Annotated in this window: 13 protein-coding genes; 10 read left to right on the plus strand and 3 right to left on the minus strand. The window is 70.5% G+C overall.

The window, feature by feature from the left end:
* Positions 1-90 precede the first annotated feature (90 nt).
* The 5 genes from PG878_RS00925 to PG878_RS00945 all read left to right on the plus strand — a co-directional run bounded on the left by PG878_RS00925 (position 91) and on the right by PG878_RS00945 (position 5005).
* On the plus strand, positions 91-1485 hold the full coding sequence (locus tag PG878_RS00925) for an MFS transporter (protein WP_209030369.1): 1395 nt from the start codon (positions 91-93) through the stop codon (positions 1483-1485).
* 120 nt (positions 1486-1605) lie between these two features.
* On the plus strand, positions 1606-2421 hold the full coding sequence (locus PG878_RS00930) for an EcsC family protein (RefSeq protein ID WP_209030370.1): 816 nt from the start codon (positions 1606-1608) through the stop codon (positions 2419-2421).
* A gap of 104 nt (positions 2422-2525) precedes the next feature.
* Positions 2526-3353 (plus strand): NYN domain-containing protein, encoded by an 828-nt coding sequence (locus tag PG878_RS00935; RefSeq protein ID WP_209030371.1) that lies wholly within the window; start codon positions 2526-2528, stop codon positions 3351-3353.
* A gap of 73 nt (positions 3354-3426) precedes the next feature.
* Complete coding sequence (locus tag PG878_RS00940) at positions 3427-4029, plus strand: DUF938 domain-containing protein (protein ID WP_209030372.1); 603 nt, start codon at positions 3427-3429, stop codon at positions 4027-4029.
* A 193-nt stretch (positions 4030-4222) separates the two neighbouring features.
* Positions 4223-5005 (plus strand): hypothetical protein, encoded by a 783-nt coding sequence (locus PG878_RS00945; protein ID WP_209030373.1) that lies wholly within the window; start codon positions 4223-4225, stop codon positions 5003-5005.
* Between the two features lie 303 nt (positions 5006-5308).
* Here PG878_RS00945 and PG878_RS00950 read toward each other — a convergent pair whose 3' ends face one another.
* Positions 5309-5935, minus strand: a complete 627-nt coding sequence (locus PG878_RS00950) for a hypothetical protein (protein ID WP_311163341.1) — start codon at positions 5933-5935, stop codon at positions 5309-5311.
* Between the two features lie 258 nt (positions 5936-6193).
* The gene (locus PG878_RS00955) at positions 6194-9916 is read right to left on the minus strand and encodes an indolepyruvate ferredoxin oxidoreductase family protein (protein ID WP_209030374.1); all 3723 of its coding nucleotides are present in this window, start codon (positions 9914-9916) and stop codon (positions 6194-6196) included.
* 190 nt (positions 9917-10106) lie between these two features.
* Here PG878_RS00955 and PG878_RS00960 point away from each other — a divergent pair, with 190 nt between their 5' ends.
* On the plus strand, positions 10107-10718 hold the full coding sequence (locus PG878_RS00960) for a tetratricopeptide repeat protein (protein ID WP_209030594.1): 612 nt from the start codon (positions 10107-10109) through the stop codon (positions 10716-10718).
* 224 nt (positions 10719-10942) lie between these two features.
* Positions 10943-11857 (plus strand): AEC family transporter, encoded by a 915-nt coding sequence (locus PG878_RS00965; protein ID WP_209030595.1) that lies wholly within the window; start codon positions 10943-10945, stop codon positions 11855-11857.
* Positions 11858-12051: 194 nt separating this feature from the next.
* Here PG878_RS00965 and PG878_RS00970 read toward each other — a convergent pair whose 3' ends face one another.
* A complete protein-coding gene (locus PG878_RS00970; RefSeq protein WP_209030375.1) occupies positions 12052-13545 on the minus strand; it encodes an AAA family ATPase in 1494 nt (497 codons plus the stop codon).
* A gap of 142 nt (positions 13546-13687) precedes the next feature.
* Between PG878_RS00970 and PG878_RS00975 the strand changes: the two genes are divergently transcribed.
* The 3 genes from PG878_RS00975 to PG878_RS00985 are packed head-to-tail and all read left to right on the plus strand — an operon-like array spanning position 13688 to position 15423.
* Positions 13688-14320 carry a ParA family protein gene (locus tag PG878_RS00975; protein WP_010340933.1) on the plus strand — a complete coding sequence of 211 codons (633 nt, stop codon included), beginning with the start codon at positions 13688-13690 and terminating at the stop codon, positions 14318-14320.
* Positions 14321-14335: 15 nt separating this feature from the next.
* The gene (locus PG878_RS00980) at positions 14336-14812 is read left to right on the plus strand and encodes a SixA phosphatase family protein (protein WP_209030596.1); all 477 of its coding nucleotides are present in this window, start codon (positions 14336-14338) and stop codon (positions 14810-14812) included.
* Entirely contained in the window at positions 14803-15423 is a 621-nt protein-coding gene (locus PG878_RS00985) for a YceI family protein (RefSeq protein ID WP_209030376.1), read from the plus strand. The genes PG878_RS00980 and PG878_RS00985 overlap by 10 nt, the downstream gene beginning before the upstream one ends.
* Positions 15424-15431 lie beyond the last annotated feature (8 nt).

Here is a 15431-nt window from a genome sequence, read left to right on the forward strand (position 1 = left end):
GTCGGCAGTTTCGACCCGACGCGGTGGCGGGCGCGGCGGCGGATCGGGCAGCATGCGGCGGCGCGATCCCTCCCCCCAGGACCTGCCCGCATGCGCGATGCTGCCGTTGCCGTTTCCGATCCCGTCGCCCTGGTCGCGGCGCGCCTGGAACGCCTGCCGCCCACCGGCACTCTGTGGCGCCTGGTCGCGCTGCTGGCGCTGGGCGGCTTCTTCGAACTGTACGACCTGTTCCAGACCGCCTACCTCAGCCCCGGCCTGCTGCGCGACGGCCTCTTCGCCGACGGCGCGGCGGGGGTATTCGGTATCGCCGACCAGGCCGCGTTCGCCTCGGCGACGTTCCTGGGCCTGTTCCTTGGCGCGAGCCTGCTCAGCCCGCTGGTCGATCGCGTCGGGCGCCGCGCGGTGTTCTCCTTCGCGCTGCTCTGGTACAGCGTGGCCACCGTGGCGATGGGCCTGCAGCACAGCGCGCTGGGGGTGATCCTGTGGCGCGGCGTGGTCGGCATCGGCCTGGGCATCGAACTGGTCACCATCGATACCTACCTGTCGGAGATGGTGCCGCGGCAGATGCGCGGGGCCGCGTTCGCGCTGGCGTTCTGCCTGCAGTTCCTGGCGGTGCCGGCGGTGGCGCTGAGCGCCTGGGCGCTGGTGCCGCACGCGCCGCTGGGCCTGAGCGGCTGGCGCTGGGTGGCGCTGCTCAGCGGCGGCTTCGCGCTGGCGGTGTGGTGGCTGCGCAGTCGCCTGCCGGAGTCGCCGCGCTGGCTGGCCACGCAAGGCCGGCATGCCGAGGCCGACGCAGTGCTGCAGCGGCTGGAGGCACGCTGCGCCGCCGACCTGGGGCGGCCGTTGCCGGCGCCGGAGCCGCTACCTGCATCCCTTGCGCCGCCGCCGCGCCTGTCCGCGCTATGGCAGCCCCCGTACCGGCGCCGCATGGCGATGCTGGTGACCTTCCACATCTTCCAGGCGATCGGTTTCTTCGGTTTCGGCAACTGGCTGCCGGCGCTGCTGGCGCGGCAGGGCGCCGACAGCGTGCACGGGCTCGGCTACGCCTTCGCCATCTCGCTGGCCTATCCGCTGGCGCCGCTGCTGCTGATGGGCGTGGCGCAGCGCTGGGAGAACAAGTGGCAGGTGGTGATGTCGGCGCTGGGCGCGATGCTGTTCGGCCTGCTGTTCGCCTGGCAGCACCAGCCGCTGCTGCTGATCGCCTGCGGCGCGGCGGTCACCTTCTGCAATGCCTGGATGAGTTTCGCCTACCACGGCTACCAGGCCGAACTGTTCCCCACCGGACTGCGCGCCCGCGCGGTGGGTTTCTGCTATTCCTTCAGCCGCCTGTCCACCGCCGCCAGCAGCCTGCTGATCGGCATGCTGCTGGACCGCACCGGCCACCGCGGCGTGCTGGGCTTCATCGCCGCCAGCCTGCTGATCGCTGCCGCGGTGGTGGGCCGGTTCGGGCCGCGCACCCACCAGCGCGCGCTGGAGCGGATCTAGGGCCTGCCCTGGGCGCACCGGCGCGCGATGGCTGAACGTCCCGCACCGGTCATCGCCCCTCGACACCACGCCGCTGCCGCCCGGTGCATGCTGTCGCCTCCCTCGCCACGAGCCTCGGCCATGACCTCGCTATTGCCCGTCCCCGTGATGGATGCCGCCGACCACCGCGACCTGGCCCAGGCGCGCGCCCTGCTGGAACACCCCGGCCTGGCGGCGAAGATCGCCAATGCGGTGGGTGCGCCGATCGAGGCGCTGATCAGCAAGCGCCTGCCGAAGATGCTGTCCTCGCGCATCGATGCGGTCAGCCAGCGCGCGCTGCGGGTGGCGTTGCGTTCGGCGCTGCTGACCCTGCGTGGGCAGGCGCCGGAACGCGCACGGCCGCGCCTGCACGGCGCCGCGGTGGCGGCGACCGGTGCCGCCGGCGGCTTCTTCGGCCTGCCCGGGCTGGTGGTGGAACTGCCGCTGACCACGACGCTGATGCTGCGCTCGATCGCCGACATCGCTCGCGCCGAGGGCGAGCGCCTGGACGATCCGGCGACCGCGCTGGCCTGCCTGGAAGTGCTGGCGCACGGCGGCCGCAGCCAGCGCGACGACGGCAGCGAATCGGGCTACTTTGCGGTGCGCGCGGCGATGGCGCAGCAGCTCAGCGCCGCGGCGCAGTACATCGCCGCGCACGGACTGGGCAGCAAGGGTGCGCCGGTGCTGGTGTCGCTGCTGTCGCGCATCGCCGCCAAGTTCTCGGTGACGGTGAGCGAGAAGCTGGCGGCGCAGGCGGTGCCGCTGGTCGGCGCGGCCAGCGGCGCGCTGCTCAACACGGTGTTCATCGCCCACTTCCAGGCGATGGCGCGCGGCCACTTCATCGTGCGCCGGCTGGAGCGCCGCTACGGCGAAGCGGCGGTGCGCCAGGCCTACGAGGCGTTGCCGGCGGGGCGGTGAGCCATGGCGGTCGCCGCATTGCGCTGGCTGTGGGCAGCGCGCGCTGGCACAGTGGCGACCGCTCCCACGTTTCTCCCGATCTTTCCTTGCCGCAGGTGCATGCCATGAAAACCCGCCACCGTTCCGACAGCGACGACGACCAGCCGCGGCTGGCGGTGCTGATCGACGCCGACAACGCGCAGCCGTCGGTGATCGAAGGCCTGCTCGCCGAGGTCGCCAAGTACGGCCTGGCCAGCGTCAAGCGCATCTACGGCGATTTCACCAGCACGCGCATGACCCAGTGGAAGCAGGCGCTGCTGAAGCACTCGATCAGCCCGGTGCAGCAGTTCGCCTACACCAGCGGCAAGAACGCCACCGACAGCTCGCTGATCATCGACGCGATGGACCTGCTCTATACCGGCCGCTTCGACGGCTTCTGCCTGGTTTCCAGCGACAGCGACTTCACCCGCCTGGCGCAGCGTCTGCGCGAGGAGGGGCCGACGGTGTACGGCTTCGGCGAGCGCAAGACCCCGGACGCGTTCGTGCAGGCCTGCGACAAGTTCATCTACACCGAAGTGCTGCGCAGCGAGGCCAGTGCCGCCGAACCGGCCAAGCCCGCCGCTGCGGCCGCCAAGCCGGCGGCCAAGGGCCGCAAGAAGCCGGCCGCGACGCCGGCCAAGCCGGAGCCGGTGCCGGCGCCGGCCGAGACCAAGGCGGCGGCGCCGCTGACCCTGCTGCGCCAGGCCATCGAGGAAGCCTCCGACGACCAGGGCTGGGCCGGGCTGGGCAGCGTCGGCAGCTATCTGAACAAGGTGCGCCCGGATTTCGACCCGCGCCTGTACGGGCACAAGAAACTCAGCGACCTGCTGCGCCGACTGTCGACTCACTTCGAACTGGAAGAGCGTGGCAACGAGGGCGGTGGCAAGCGCATCTTCGTGCGCTCGCGCGGATGAGCCGTCACCCGCTGCCATTCGCGCGAGTGCGTGGCGCCGCAGCACGCAATGGCACACACAGGTGCACGACACCATGAGCGATCGACCCTACGCGCCGTCCTGCGACCGCAACCGCGATCCGATCCTGCAGGTGCTGCAGCGGCACTTCGCCGATCGTCGCCATGTGCTGGAGATCGGCAGCGGCACCGGCCAGCACGCGGTGCACTTCGCCGCGGCGCTGCCGCACCTGACCTGGCAATGCAGCGAGCGCGCCGAGCACCTGCCCGGCATCGCCCAGTGGCTGGCGGCGGCAGGCTTGCCGAACACGCCGCCGGCGCTGGCGCTGGACGTGCGCGAAGGGCCGTGGCCGCACAGCGGCTACGATGCGGTGTTCACCTCCAACACCTTGCACATCATGGGCTGGGACGCGGTGCAGGCGTTCTTCGCCGGTGTCGGCCGGTTGTTGGCGAACAGCAGCGATGGCGTGCTGGCCGTGTACGGCCCGTTCAACTACGGCGGCGCCTTCACCAGCGACAGCAATCGCGATTTCGATGCGTGGCTGAAGGCGCGCGACCCGGCCAGCGGCATTCGCGATGCAGAGGCGGTGGACGCGCTGGCGCAGGCGCAAGGCCTGAGGTTGCAGGAAGACGTGGCGATGCCGGCCAACAACCGCTGCCTGGTCTGGCGCCGCGGCTAGGCGCGGCTGAGCGCGACGGCGTGGCTGGCAGCCGCGCGTTGCGTCCAGGTGACGAAAGCGCGCCGCTCCCCTCATGGCGGGTTCACCACCGTGCCACGGCGGATTCACCGCCGGCTTGCGACTGTGCGCCGACACCCGCCGCCGCCCATGTGCCTGCAGCCGGTGCTTCCTTCATTCGCCACGGAGCGTTCCCATGGACAACAACGACAAAGCCCGCGATCTCAATCGCGACCCGATCTCCGGCACCCCGGGTTCGCATCCGGTCGGGGTCGGCATCGGCGGCACCGCTGGCGGCGTGGCCGCAGGCGCACTGGCCGGCACCGTGTTCGGGCCGCTCGGCACCTTGATCGGCGCGGCGGTGGGCGTGGTCGCCGGCGCGGCCGCGGGCAAGGGCGTGGCCGAGCGCATCGATCCCACCGGCGAGGACGCTTACTGGCGCGAGGAGTATCGCAACCGCGACTACGCCAAGGCCGATTACGACTACGACCGCGACTACGCCGCGGCTTACGGCCTGGGCCTGCAGGCGCGCGAGCAGTATCCCTCGCGCACCTGGGACGAACACGAGCGTGAGCTGTCGCACGACTGGGGCACGCGCCGCGGCGACTCGCGCCTGGAGTGGGACGAGGCGCGGCTGGCCGCGCGCGATTCCTGGGAGCGTGCCGATGCCACGTACCGCACCTACGAGGACAGCGATCGTTACTACGCCGAGCGCTTCGACACCGTGGACTACCGCGATACCGACAGCAGCTACGACGACTACCGCCCGGCCTACCGCTACGGCGTGCAGGCGCGCAGCCGCTATCGCGACCGCGTCTGGGACGATCGCCTGGACACGGACCTGGAAAGCGGATGGGAGCGCGCCAAGGATCGCTCGCGGCTGAGTTGGGCGCAGGCGAAGGCGGCCGTGCGCGAAGCCTTCGATTCGGATCGCTACGACCGCCCGGGCCGCGGCAATCCGCCCGATCCGCGGGTCTGATTTCAACGTTCGCTCCGTTGAATGTCTTCGGTCGAGTTGCCATCCGGCACTCGACTGCATCGCGCTTTGATACGACACAGCGGCCGCTGCCTACGGCCGCTGTGTCGTATGCGGAGTGGACGGAAGCAACCATGTGGGAGGGACTTCAGTCCCGACGCGCAGACCCTTCCGTCATCGACAGCATCGTGATCGATCGGGGTGCATCTGCATGGTAGTGGCGCGTGGGAAACCGTTGGGCACAGGCTGCATCGCCACCTGGTGACATGGCAGGTCGCGGCTGAAGCCGCCCCTACAGCCCGGCCGCTACAGTCGGTCCGACGTCGGCGAACCATCCGGAGGTTGTGGAGCCGTCGGTTGCAACGGATCGTCTTCCTGTGCATCCGCCTGCGCCTCTGCCTCGGCCTGTGCATCCGCCTCGGCGTCTTCCTTCAAGGCAGCATCCCACCACGCCGGCGCCGCCAACTGTTCTTCTCCATAGCCGTTCATGCACCCTGTTCGTTGCTGCTCCAGGCGCTTGTAGTCCAGGGTGAGACGCTGCACGTCCTGTTGCTCCGGCCACTCGGTGTAGGCGAAATAGCCCTCGTACTGGTTTCCATTGATGCAGGCGATATACGAGTCGGCCCGCAGCCCGGCTGCCTGAAAGACCAACACCCGCGCTTCGCCGTTGCGATCCAGGCGGCCATGGAAGACCGTCCATTTGCCCGATGCGCAACTCGCGCCCGAGATCCCCATGTAGCTCAGGCACGGGATCGACCACACGTCCTGCAGGACGCGAATCCTCGCGCCGGAGAGCGGCCGATCGGGTCCTGCCACGACGCGGATCGTGATGAACCGCGGCATGATCCAGGGGCCAGCGTGCTCTGCCAGCAGATAGAACAGCAGGATGGCGCCCACGAGCGCCACGCATGCGAGTTTGACCAAGCGCTTCACGCGATGCTCCTTCGAGGATGATGCGACCGTGGATCGATGGCGATCCACGCAACGTGCGAATGGTGTCCAAGGCCAGTCGCCTTGGGCGATGCTGCCGTTGGAATCAGGTCGCGGCCGAAGCCGCTCCTACAGCGGATGCACGGACGCGCGGAACGCGGGAAGGGCCGCAAACGCGGCGCCGGTCGCACCGCGTTCCGTCGGACGCCTCGATGCCACCGCTGCGGCGCCACTTCACGGCAGCAGGGTTGCGCCTCCCACTCAGGCCGCCTGCACGATGTGCAGCGCCTTCGGATTGCGCCAGGTCGCCAGCAGCCGTGCCTCGCGTTGCTTGGCCTCGTGCAGGTGCGCTTCCTTGACATGGCCGTAGCCGCGGATGTGTTCCGGGATGCTGGCGATCTGCACCGCCAGCGCCAGGTTGTCGGCCTGCAGCCGCTGCAACAGTTCGTCCACGGTGGCGAGGTAGTCGGCGATCAACTGCCGTTCGCCGCGGCGCTCGGCGCTGTAGCCGAACACGTCGAAGGCGCCACCGCGCAGCCGGCGCAGCTTGGCCAGCCACTTGAACGCAGTGAACATCCACGGCCCGTACTCGCGCTTGCGCAGCCGGCCGTGTTCGTCCTTCTTCGCCAGCAGCGGCGGCGCCAGGTGGAAGCGCAGGCGGTAGTCGCCCTCGAACTGCGCCTGCACCTGCTGCGCGAAGGCACCGCTGGTGTAGAGCCGCGCGACTTCGTATTCGTCCTTGTAGGCCATCAGCTTGAACGCGTAGCGCGCCACCGCTTCGGTCAGCGCGGTCGAGGCCGGGGCCACGCGCTGCTCGGCGGCGCGCACGCGCTCCACCAGCGCGGTGTAGCGCGCGGCGTAGGCGGCGTCCTGGTAGTCGACCAGGAAGGCGTGGCGGCGCGCGATCAGTTCGTGCAGCGAGCGCGACAGGCGGCTGTCGTCCAGCGACGCGTACCCGGCCTCGCCGCTCTCGGCAGCGGCCGGCAGTTCGCGCGCCGGACGCGGATTGGGCGGATTGCGCGGCGCGGCACTGGCGCCGGCCTCGTGGCCCTCCCACTCGCCCGGCGGCAGTTGCTGCAGGCCCAGCGCCTGGCGTTCGCCCTCGTCCGCGGCCGGATCGGCGAGACCCGCCGCGCGTCGCACCGCCGGCAGGTCCAGCGCCGCCAGGCGGCCCCAGGCGAAGGCCTGCTGGTTCATCGCCACGGCCGCGCCGTTGAGCTCGATCGCGCGCATCAGCGCCGCGTGCGACAGCGGCACCAGGCCCTGCTGCCAGGCGTAGCCGAGCATGAACAAGTTGCTGGCGATGGCGTCGCCGAGCAGCGCGGTGGCCAGTTGCGTGGCATCGAGCAGCAGCGGATCGCGCCCGCCCAGCGCCAGGCGCACCCCGGCAATGATGTCGGCGGCCGGGAACTGCATGTCCGGATGCGTGGTGAACGTGCCCGGCATCGCCTCGTAGGTGTTCAGCACCACCTGCGAGCGGTCGCCGCGCACCTTGGACAGCGCCCAGTAGTCGTTGACCACCACCATGTCGCAGCCGAGCACCAGGTCGGCCTCGCCGGCGGCGATGCGCACCGCGTGCAGGTCTTCGGGCTGGCGCGCGATGCGGATATGCGTGGTGACCGCGCCGCCCTTCTGCGCCAGGCCGGTCTGGTCGAGCACGCTGGCGCCCTTGCCCTCCAGGTGCCCGGCCATGCCCAGCAACGCGCCGATGGTGACCACGCCGGTGCCGCCGACGCCGGTGATGAGGATGTTCCAGGGCTGGCTCAGGTCGCTGCGGAAGCTCGGCGCCGGCAGTTGCTCCAGCAGTGCCGCGGCCTCGGCCTTGCGGCCCTTGCGCGGCTGCCCGCCGTGCACGGTGACGAAGCTGGGGCAGAACCCGGACACGCAGGAGTAGTCCTTGTTGCAGCTGGACTGGTCGATCTGGCGCTTGCGCCCGTATTCGGTCTCCTTCGGCAGCACCGACACGCAGAAGCTCTTCTTGCCGCAGTCGCCGCAGCCTTCGCAGACCAGCGAGTTGACCAGCACGCGCTTGGGTGGATCGGGCAGCTTGCCGCGCTTGCGCCGGCGCCGCTTCTCGGTGGCGCAGGTCTGGTCGTAGATCAGCACGCTGGTGCCCTTGACCTCGCGCAGGCGCCGCTGCACCGCGTCCAGCTCGCTGCGGTCGTGGAACTCCACGTCGCTGGGGAACAGCTCGCGGCGCCGCGTCCACTTGCCGATGTCGTCGCTGACCAGAGCGATGGTCTGCACGCCTTCGGCGCGCATCTGCCGGGCGATGTCGGGCACGCTGAGGGTGCCGTCCACCGGCTGCCCGCCAGTCATCGCCACCGCGTCGTTGTAGAGGATCTTGTAGGTGATGTTGACGCCGGCGGCGATCGACTGGCGGATCGCCAGCGAGCCGCTGTGGAAATAGGTGCCGTCGCCCAGGTTCTGGAACACGTGCGGGGTGTCGGTGAACGGCGCCTGCCCGGCCCAGGTGACGCCTTCGCCGCCCATATGGGTGAAGGTGTCGGTGGCGCGGTCCATCCACGTCACCATGTAGTGGCAGCCGATGCCGCCGAGCGCGCGCGAGCCGTCCGGCACCACCGTGGAGGTGTTGTGCGGGCAGCCGGAGCAGTAGTGCGGCACGCGCGGGAAATTGGCGCGCGGCAGCGCCATTTCGGCTTCCTTGGCCTCCATCCAGCGCAGTCGCTGCTGGATCGAGTCGGTGTCGAGCGCGGCGGACTGCGGCAGGCGCAGGATGCGCTGGCCGATCACCCCGGCGATGGTGGCCGGGGTCAGTTCGCCGGTGGACGGCAGGATCCATTCGCCGGCCTCGTCGTACTTGCCGACGATGCTCGGGCGCGGGCCGGCGCTGGCCGACCAGTTGTAGAACTGCTCCTTCATCTGCCGCTCGATGAAGGCCTTCTTCTCCTCCACCACCACGATGTCCTGCAGCCCGCGCGCGAACGCGGCGATGCCCAGCGGCTCCAGCGGCCAGGTCATGCCGACCTTGTACACGCGGATGCCGATCCGCGCGCAGGCCTCCGCGTCCAGGCCCAGATACTCCAGCGCCTGCAGCACGTCCAGATAGCTCTTGCCGGTGGTGACGATGCCCAGCCGCGCCTGCGGCGCGTCCATCACCGTGCGGTCGATGCCGTTGGCGCGGGCGAAGGCCTGCGCCGCACGCACGGCGTAGCGGTGCAGGCGCATTTCCTGGTCCAGCGGCGGATCCGGCCAGCGGATGTTGAGGCCGCCCGGCGGCAGGTCGAAATCCTCCGGCAGCACGATCTGCCGGGCGAACGGGTCCACCTGCACAGAGGCCGAGGATTCCACCGTCTCGGCGATGGTCTTGAAGCCGATCCAGCGCCCGGTGTAGCGGCTCATCGCCCAGCCGAGCAGGCCCATGTCGAGGATGTCCTGCACCCCGGCCGGATTGAGCACCGGCATCATCGCGCTGACGAACTCGTCCTCCGAGCCGTGCGGCAGGGTCGAGCTGCGGCAGGCGTGGTCGTCGGCGGCCAGCGCCAGCACGCCGCCGTGGCGCGAGGTGCCGGCGGCGTTGCCGTGCTTGAACACGTCGCCGCAGCGGTCCACGCCCGGGCCCTTGCCGTACCACATGGCATACACGCCATCCACGCGCGCGCCGGGGAACAGGTTGGTCTGCTGCGTGCCCCAGACCATGGTCGCGCCCAGGTCCTCGTTGAGGCCGGGCTTGAACACCACGTTGGCCGCGTCCAGGTGCTTGCGCGCGCGCCACAGTTCCAGGTCGAACCCGCCCAGCGGGCTGCCGCGGTAGCCGCTGACGAAGCCGCCGGTGTTGAGGCCGGCGGCGCGGTCGCGCAGCTGCTGCATCAGCGGCAGCCGCACCAGCGCCTGCACGCCGGACAGGTAGATGCGGCCGTCGGTACGGGTGTACTTGTCTTCCAGCGTATAGCCGGTATCCACGCCGTCAGCGGCCGCTGCGGCGAGGGAGGACGACGGACGCGGATCGGCGATGCGGTTCATGGCTTGCCCGGAAATGGAAGGCTGGCGGGCGCGCAGCGCCTGCCGCGCGCGATCGCCCCGATTGTATCAGCGGCGATTTTTGCGCCCGTTCTCGTCCACGCCGGCCCCGGCGGGGTAGGATGGGACCTGGGTGAGGGGATCACTCCAGGGGATTGCAGCAGTGAAGGCATACACATACGCAGTGGCCGCGATGCTGGCCTGCATCGGGCTGGCCACCGCGGCCAGCGTGCGGGCGCAGGCATTGCCGGCACCGAAAGAGTTCTATTTCGACGAAGACCGCAGCACCACGCGTCCGATCACCGCCATCGCCGGCAGCGGCGAGGCCCTGGTCGATCGCCTGGCCAGCGCCGTGCAGCGCGATCCCAACGCCAACGAAGCGCGCGCGCAACTGGCCGGCATCGCCATGGCCGGCGGCCGCCAGGAACTGGGCGAACAGCTGTACCAGGCCGCGCTGCATGCGCTGCCCGCCGGCCAGCAGCGGCGCCAGGTGCAGTGGAACTACGGGTGGGACCTGTTGCGTGCCGGCGACCCGGCGCGCGCGCTGGCGCAGTGGGGCGCGCTGGTCAACGGCCGCCCGGCCGCGCCGGACTGGCTGCCGCCGACCCTGGCGCTGGCGTTGTGGCGCCTGCAGCGCAAGGACGAGGCGGTGACGTGGTATGCCGCGGCGGCGCGCACCTGGCCGGACAAATGGGGCGCCACGGCCGATTTCGCGGCATTGCTGCCGACCTGGCGCGACGACGAGCGCGCCACCCTGGCCGAGGTGCAGGCCGCCTGGAAGGCTGCGCCGCCGGCCTGGCCCTGAGGTACGCGCGTCCAGGAAGCGCGACGCGGCCCGCGCAAGTAGCCGCGCAATCTAGGGTGCGGGTCGTGGGCGGTCGCAAAGCGCACTGTGTCGTCGCGCCTGCGCGGAGCGCCGGCCCGCGCTGGGCGCAGGCCAAGTGCGGCTTCGGTCGCGCGACGCCTCGACGGCCTGCGTGCACATGCCATGCGATGATGCCGCGTACCCGCTGATTTCGTGCTGTGCCGATGGCTTTCGATGCGTTCGCCCTGATGTTGGCCATGCTGGCGCTCGGCAAGCTGTTCGCGCGTCTGCGCGTGCTGCCGGCCAACAGCACCGAGGTGCTCAACGGGGTGGTGCTGTATCTGTGCCTGCCGGCCTCGGTGCTGATCTACGTGCCGCGCCTGCAGTTCAACCTGGAACTGCTCGGGTTGATGCTGACGCCATGGCTGCTGACCGGCGTGAGCGCGCTGGCGATGCTGGCCCTGCGCGGGCCGCTGCGGCTGCGCCGCGAGCAGCAGGCGGTGCTGCTGTTGTGCGTGGCGCTGGGCAATTCCAGCTTCATCGGCTACCCGATGGTGCGCGCGCTGCTCGGCGAGGCGGCCTTGCCGTATGCGGTGGTCTACGACCAGTTCGGGACCTTCGTGCTGCTGTCCAGCTTCGGCCTGTACGTGCTGGCGCGCTACAGCGGCGAGGCGCCGCCATCGCCGCGGCAGACCCTGTTGCGGATGGCGCGGTTCCCACCGCTGTGGGCGCTGCTGTTCGCGCTGACGCTGATGCCGGCGCAGCCGCCGGCGTGGATCGCCTCCGGCCTGCAGCACCTGGCCGACGCGATGCTGCCGCTGGTGATGCTGGCGGTGGGGTTCTCGATCCAGTTGCGGCTGCCGCGCGAGGAACTGGCGCCGCTGGCCGCCGGGCTGCTGTTGAAGCTGCTGGTGTTGCCGGCCCTGGCCTGGCCGCTGTCGTGGGCGCTGGGCCTGCGCGGGCAGGCGCTGCAGGCCAACGTGCTGGAATCGGCGATGCCGACCATGATCACCGCCGCCCTGCTGGCGATCTCGCATCGCCTGGCGCCGCGTCTGGCCGCGGCCCTGGTCGGCTACGGCATCCTGCTGTCGCTGGTCACTTTGCCGGCGTGGGCGTGGTTGTTGGGGGCGTTGCGGTAGAGGCGGCGCAATGGAGTTAAATCGTGCGGCATGGTGTCACGCGCGTTCGCACCCTCATCCGCCCCTTCGGGGCACCTTCTCCCGAGGGGAGAAGGGAGAAGCCAAAGCCCCTCTCCCCCCGGGAGAGGGGTTGGGGTGAGGGTCGGGCGCAGCCTCGCACAGCGGCATCACCCAGTGACAACAATCGCCCGCCGCTAATCCGCCGGCACCGTCCGCCCGCTGGCCCAACTGCGCAGCGCCTGCACCTGCTCGGCCATCAGCACCGACAGCGGCCGGGTATTGCGGATCTCCTGCATCAGCAGCTCGGTGTCCAGCGGCCGCTGTTCGGCATGCGCGGCATACAGCCCGGAGACGATCGCCTGCTCGATCTCGGCCCCGGAGAACCCATCGGCGGCGGCAGCCAAGGCCGATAGCGCGAACGCGTCCGCGTGCAGTTGCCGCCGGGTCAGGTGCAGGCGCAACAGCTCCACCCGCGCCTGCGGATCGGGCAGGTCGACGAAGAAGATCTCGTCGAAGCGGCCCTTGCGCAGCAGTTCCGCCGGCAGCTCGTGCACCTGATTGGCGGTGGCGACGATGAACACCCCGGCGCTGCCGTCGGCGTTGCCGCGTTCGGCCATCCAGGTCAGCAGCGTGCCGAGCACGCGCCGCGACACGCCGCCGTCCTCGCCGCCGCTGGCCAGGCCTTTCTCGATTTCGTCCATCCACAGCACGCACGGCGCCAGTTGCTCGACCGCGGCCAGCGCGTCGCGCAGGTTCTTCTCGGTCTCGCCGTGGTACTTGGCGTACAGCGCGCCCATGTCCAGGCGCAGCAGCGGCACGCCGAACCCGGCCGCGGTGGCCTTGGCCAACATCGACTTGCCGCAGCCCTGCACGCCGAGCAGCAGCACGCCCTTGGGCGGGTCCAGCCCCGGCGGCGCGGTGCCGGCGAACACCGCGCGGCGCTGCGCGATCCACTGCTTGAGCCGGCGCGCGCCGGCCACGTCCTCGAAGCGCGTCGCATCGTTGTCGTACTGCAGATGACCGCTGCGGTTGAGCAGTTCGAACTTGAGCTTGGCCAGTTGCGGCAGGTCGGATGCGGTGAGCGCGCCGTCGGCGTAGATCAGTTGCCGGGCGATGCGCCGCGCGTCGATCAGGCTGAGGCCGCGCAGGTTGCGCAGGATCTGCTTGACCGCATCGCCGTCGACCTCCACCCGGCGTCCGCCGAACTCGCGCGCATAGCCCAGCGCCTCTTCCTGCACCATCTTCAGCAGCGCGTTGGCGTCGGGCAGGCGCGGATTGAAGCGGGTCGCCAGCGCTTCCAGCTCGGCCGGCAACTCGATGTGCGTGCCGATCAGCACCAGCACGTGCGGCTGGCAGTGGCGGCGTTCGACGATGTCGCGCAACAGACGTTGGTGGCTGGCATAGCCCAGGTATGGGGTGACGTCGAGCAGCAGGTAGATGCCGCGCTGATCGGCCTGCTTGATCGCCTGCAGCACCGCGCTGGCGTCCGGCGGCCCGCTCGGCGGATCCTCGCGGTCCAGGTCGATGCGGCGCAGGCCCTCGGTGATCGACCAGCGGTGCAGGGCGCGCCAGACCTGCATCAGGGCCTGCCGGAACAGATCGACGATGCGCGCCTCCTCCTGCGTCTCGATCACGATCAGGGGTGTGTTGGCGCGGATCAGCGCGACCAGGTCCTGCAGTTCGCTCATGGCATCGGAAGCCGAAGGGGGCCGCCACGATAGCAAGCCCGGCGACTGGCGGCGTGCTGCCGGCTGGCATGCTGCATGTTGACTACCGGCTGACGTGGGGCCGGTGTACGCTCCGGCTTCTTCCCCCGGAAGCGAGGCGTGCATGAAGACGATCCTGGTGGCCGGCTCCAAGGGCGGCGTGGGCAAGACCACGGTCGCCACGCACCTGGCGGCGTCCTACGCGCTGGCAGGCAAGCGCACGGTGCTGGCCGATGCCGATCCGCAGGGCTCCTCGACCCGCTGGGCCGAACGCCGTGCCGGGCTGGACAGCGCGGTGCTGCCGATCGACGCCAGCCGCAAGCGCAGCTGGCGCGCGGCGCTGCCCGACGACGCGCAGCGGGTGATCGTCGATGCCGCCGCCGGCGCCATGGCCGAGGATCTGGGCCATTTCCTCGACGAGGCCGACGCGGTGGTGGTGCCGGTGATGCCGTCGGCGCTGGACATCGAGGCCACCGTCGGCTTCCTCAACACCCTGGCCAAGGTGCCGCGGGTGCACCAGCGCAAGCTGCCGGTGGGGCTGGTGCTCAACCGCAGCAAGCCCTGGACCAACGCCACCCAGCAGGCGCTGCAGATGCTCGGCGAATGGCCCTACCCGGTGGTAGCGCAACTGCGCGACAGCCAGGCCTACGTGGTGCTGGTGGGGCTGGGCCGCAGCCTGTTCGATTACCACTCCGTCCAGGTCCGCGATCACCAGCAGGACTGGGAACCGTTGCTCAAGTGGCTCAAGAAGGCCTGACCGATGACCATCGTTTTGCGAGAAGTGATCCTGCTGCGCCATGCCCACGCCGAACCGGCCGACACCGGCCAGGCCGATTTCGACCGGCCGCTGTCGCCGCACGGCCTGGCCGAGGCCGAGGCGGCCGGGCGCTGGCTGCTGGAGCAGCGGCTGGTGCCGGACCGGGTGCTGTGTTCGCCGGCGCGGCGCGCGCGCGAGACCCTGGAGGCGGTGCTGGAGCTGACCGGCTACGTCGAACAGCGCCTGGAGCCGCGCATCTACGAGGCCACCTCGGGCACCCTGGCCGATCTGCTGGACGGCCACCGCGACGTCGAGCGGCTGCTGCTGGTCGGCCACAACCCGGGCCTGGAGCGGCTGGCGGCGCTGATGCACAGCGGCCAGTCCGGCGACTACCGCGGCATGCCCACCGCCAGCATCGCCGTGCTCGGGGTCCCGCACGACGCGGCGATCGAGCCGGGCGTGGCGCGATTGACCGCGTTTTGGTGGCCCTGAGCCTGCTGCGCAGGTCCCTGCGGCCGGCGCTGTGCGCCGCGCTGCTGCCGTTGTGTCTGTGGTGCGCCACTGCCTGTGCGCAGGTGACGCCGGCCTTGTTGGCGCCCGGCGAGTACGCGCTGGACCCGGCACAGTCGCGCTTCGGGTTCGAGATCCGCACCCGCTTCGGCCAACGCATCGAAGGCTTCTTCCCGCGTTACGAGGGCACCGTGCACGTGCTGCCCGATGGGCGCCATCAGGTGCACCTGCGCCTGTTCACCGCCTATGTGGAAATCCCCGGCAAGCCGCGCTACACCGGCTGGATGCGCGGCGAGGATTTCTTCGACGCGCCGCGCTATCCCACCGTGTCCTTCGACTCGCAGCCGTTCTCGCCGCAGGTGCTGGGCAAGGGCGGGCCGATCCCCGGCATCCTGAGCATCCGCGGGATCAGCCACGCCGAGACGCTGACCGTCATGCCGGCCGCATGCACCCGCGCAGGCTATGATTGCGACGTCATCAGCCGCGGTACGGTATTGCGTGGACGTTACGGAATGGACAAGTGGGATCTGGCCTTGAGCGACCGGGTCACCTTCGTGCTGCGCGCACGCCTGACCGAGGCGGCCACTCGGTGACATCGCAA

The organism is Xanthomonas hawaiiensis (assembly GCF_031834635.1).
GTDB lineage: Bacteria > Pseudomonadota > Gammaproteobacteria > Xanthomonadales > Xanthomonadaceae > Xanthomonas_A > Xanthomonas_A sacchari.

Excerpts from the sequence above, each read along its gene's own strand:
- PG878_RS00965 (WP_209030595.1), top strand. The coding sequence starts at position 10,943 with ATGGCTTTCGATGCGTTCGCCCTGATGTTGGCCATGCTGGCGCTCGGC.
- PG878_RS00970 (WP_209030375.1), bottom strand. The coding sequence starts at position 13,545 with ATGAGCGAACTGCAGGACCTGGTCGCGCTGATCCGCGCCAACACACCC.
- PG878_RS00935 (WP_209030371.1), top strand. The coding sequence starts at position 2,526 with ATGAAAACCCGCCACCGTTCCGACAGCGACGACGACCAGCCGCGGCTG.
- PG878_RS00945 (WP_209030373.1), top strand. The coding sequence starts at position 4,223 with ATGGACAACAACGACAAAGCCCGCGATCTCAATCGCGACCCGATCTCC.
- PG878_RS00955 (WP_209030374.1), bottom strand. The coding sequence starts at position 9,916 with ATGAACCGCATCGCCGATCCGCGTCCGTCGTCCTCCCTCGCCGCAGCG.
- PG878_RS00925 (WP_209030369.1), top strand. The coding sequence starts at position 91 with ATGCGCGATGCTGCCGTTGCCGTTTCCGATCCCGTCGCCCTGGTCGCG.
- PG878_RS00930 (WP_209030370.1), top strand. The coding sequence starts at position 1,606 with ATGACCTCGCTATTGCCCGTCCCCGTGATGGATGCCGCCGACCACCGC.
- PG878_RS00975 (WP_010340933.1), top strand. The coding sequence starts at position 13,688 with ATGAAGACGATCCTGGTGGCCGGCTCCAAGGGCGGCGTGGGCAAGACC.
- PG878_RS00940 (WP_209030372.1), top strand. The coding sequence starts at position 3,427 with ATGAGCGATCGACCCTACGCGCCGTCCTGCGACCGCAACCGCGATCCG.
- PG878_RS00960 (WP_209030594.1), top strand. The coding sequence starts at position 10,107 with ATGCTGGCCTGCATCGGGCTGGCCACCGCGGCCAGCGTGCGGGCGCAG.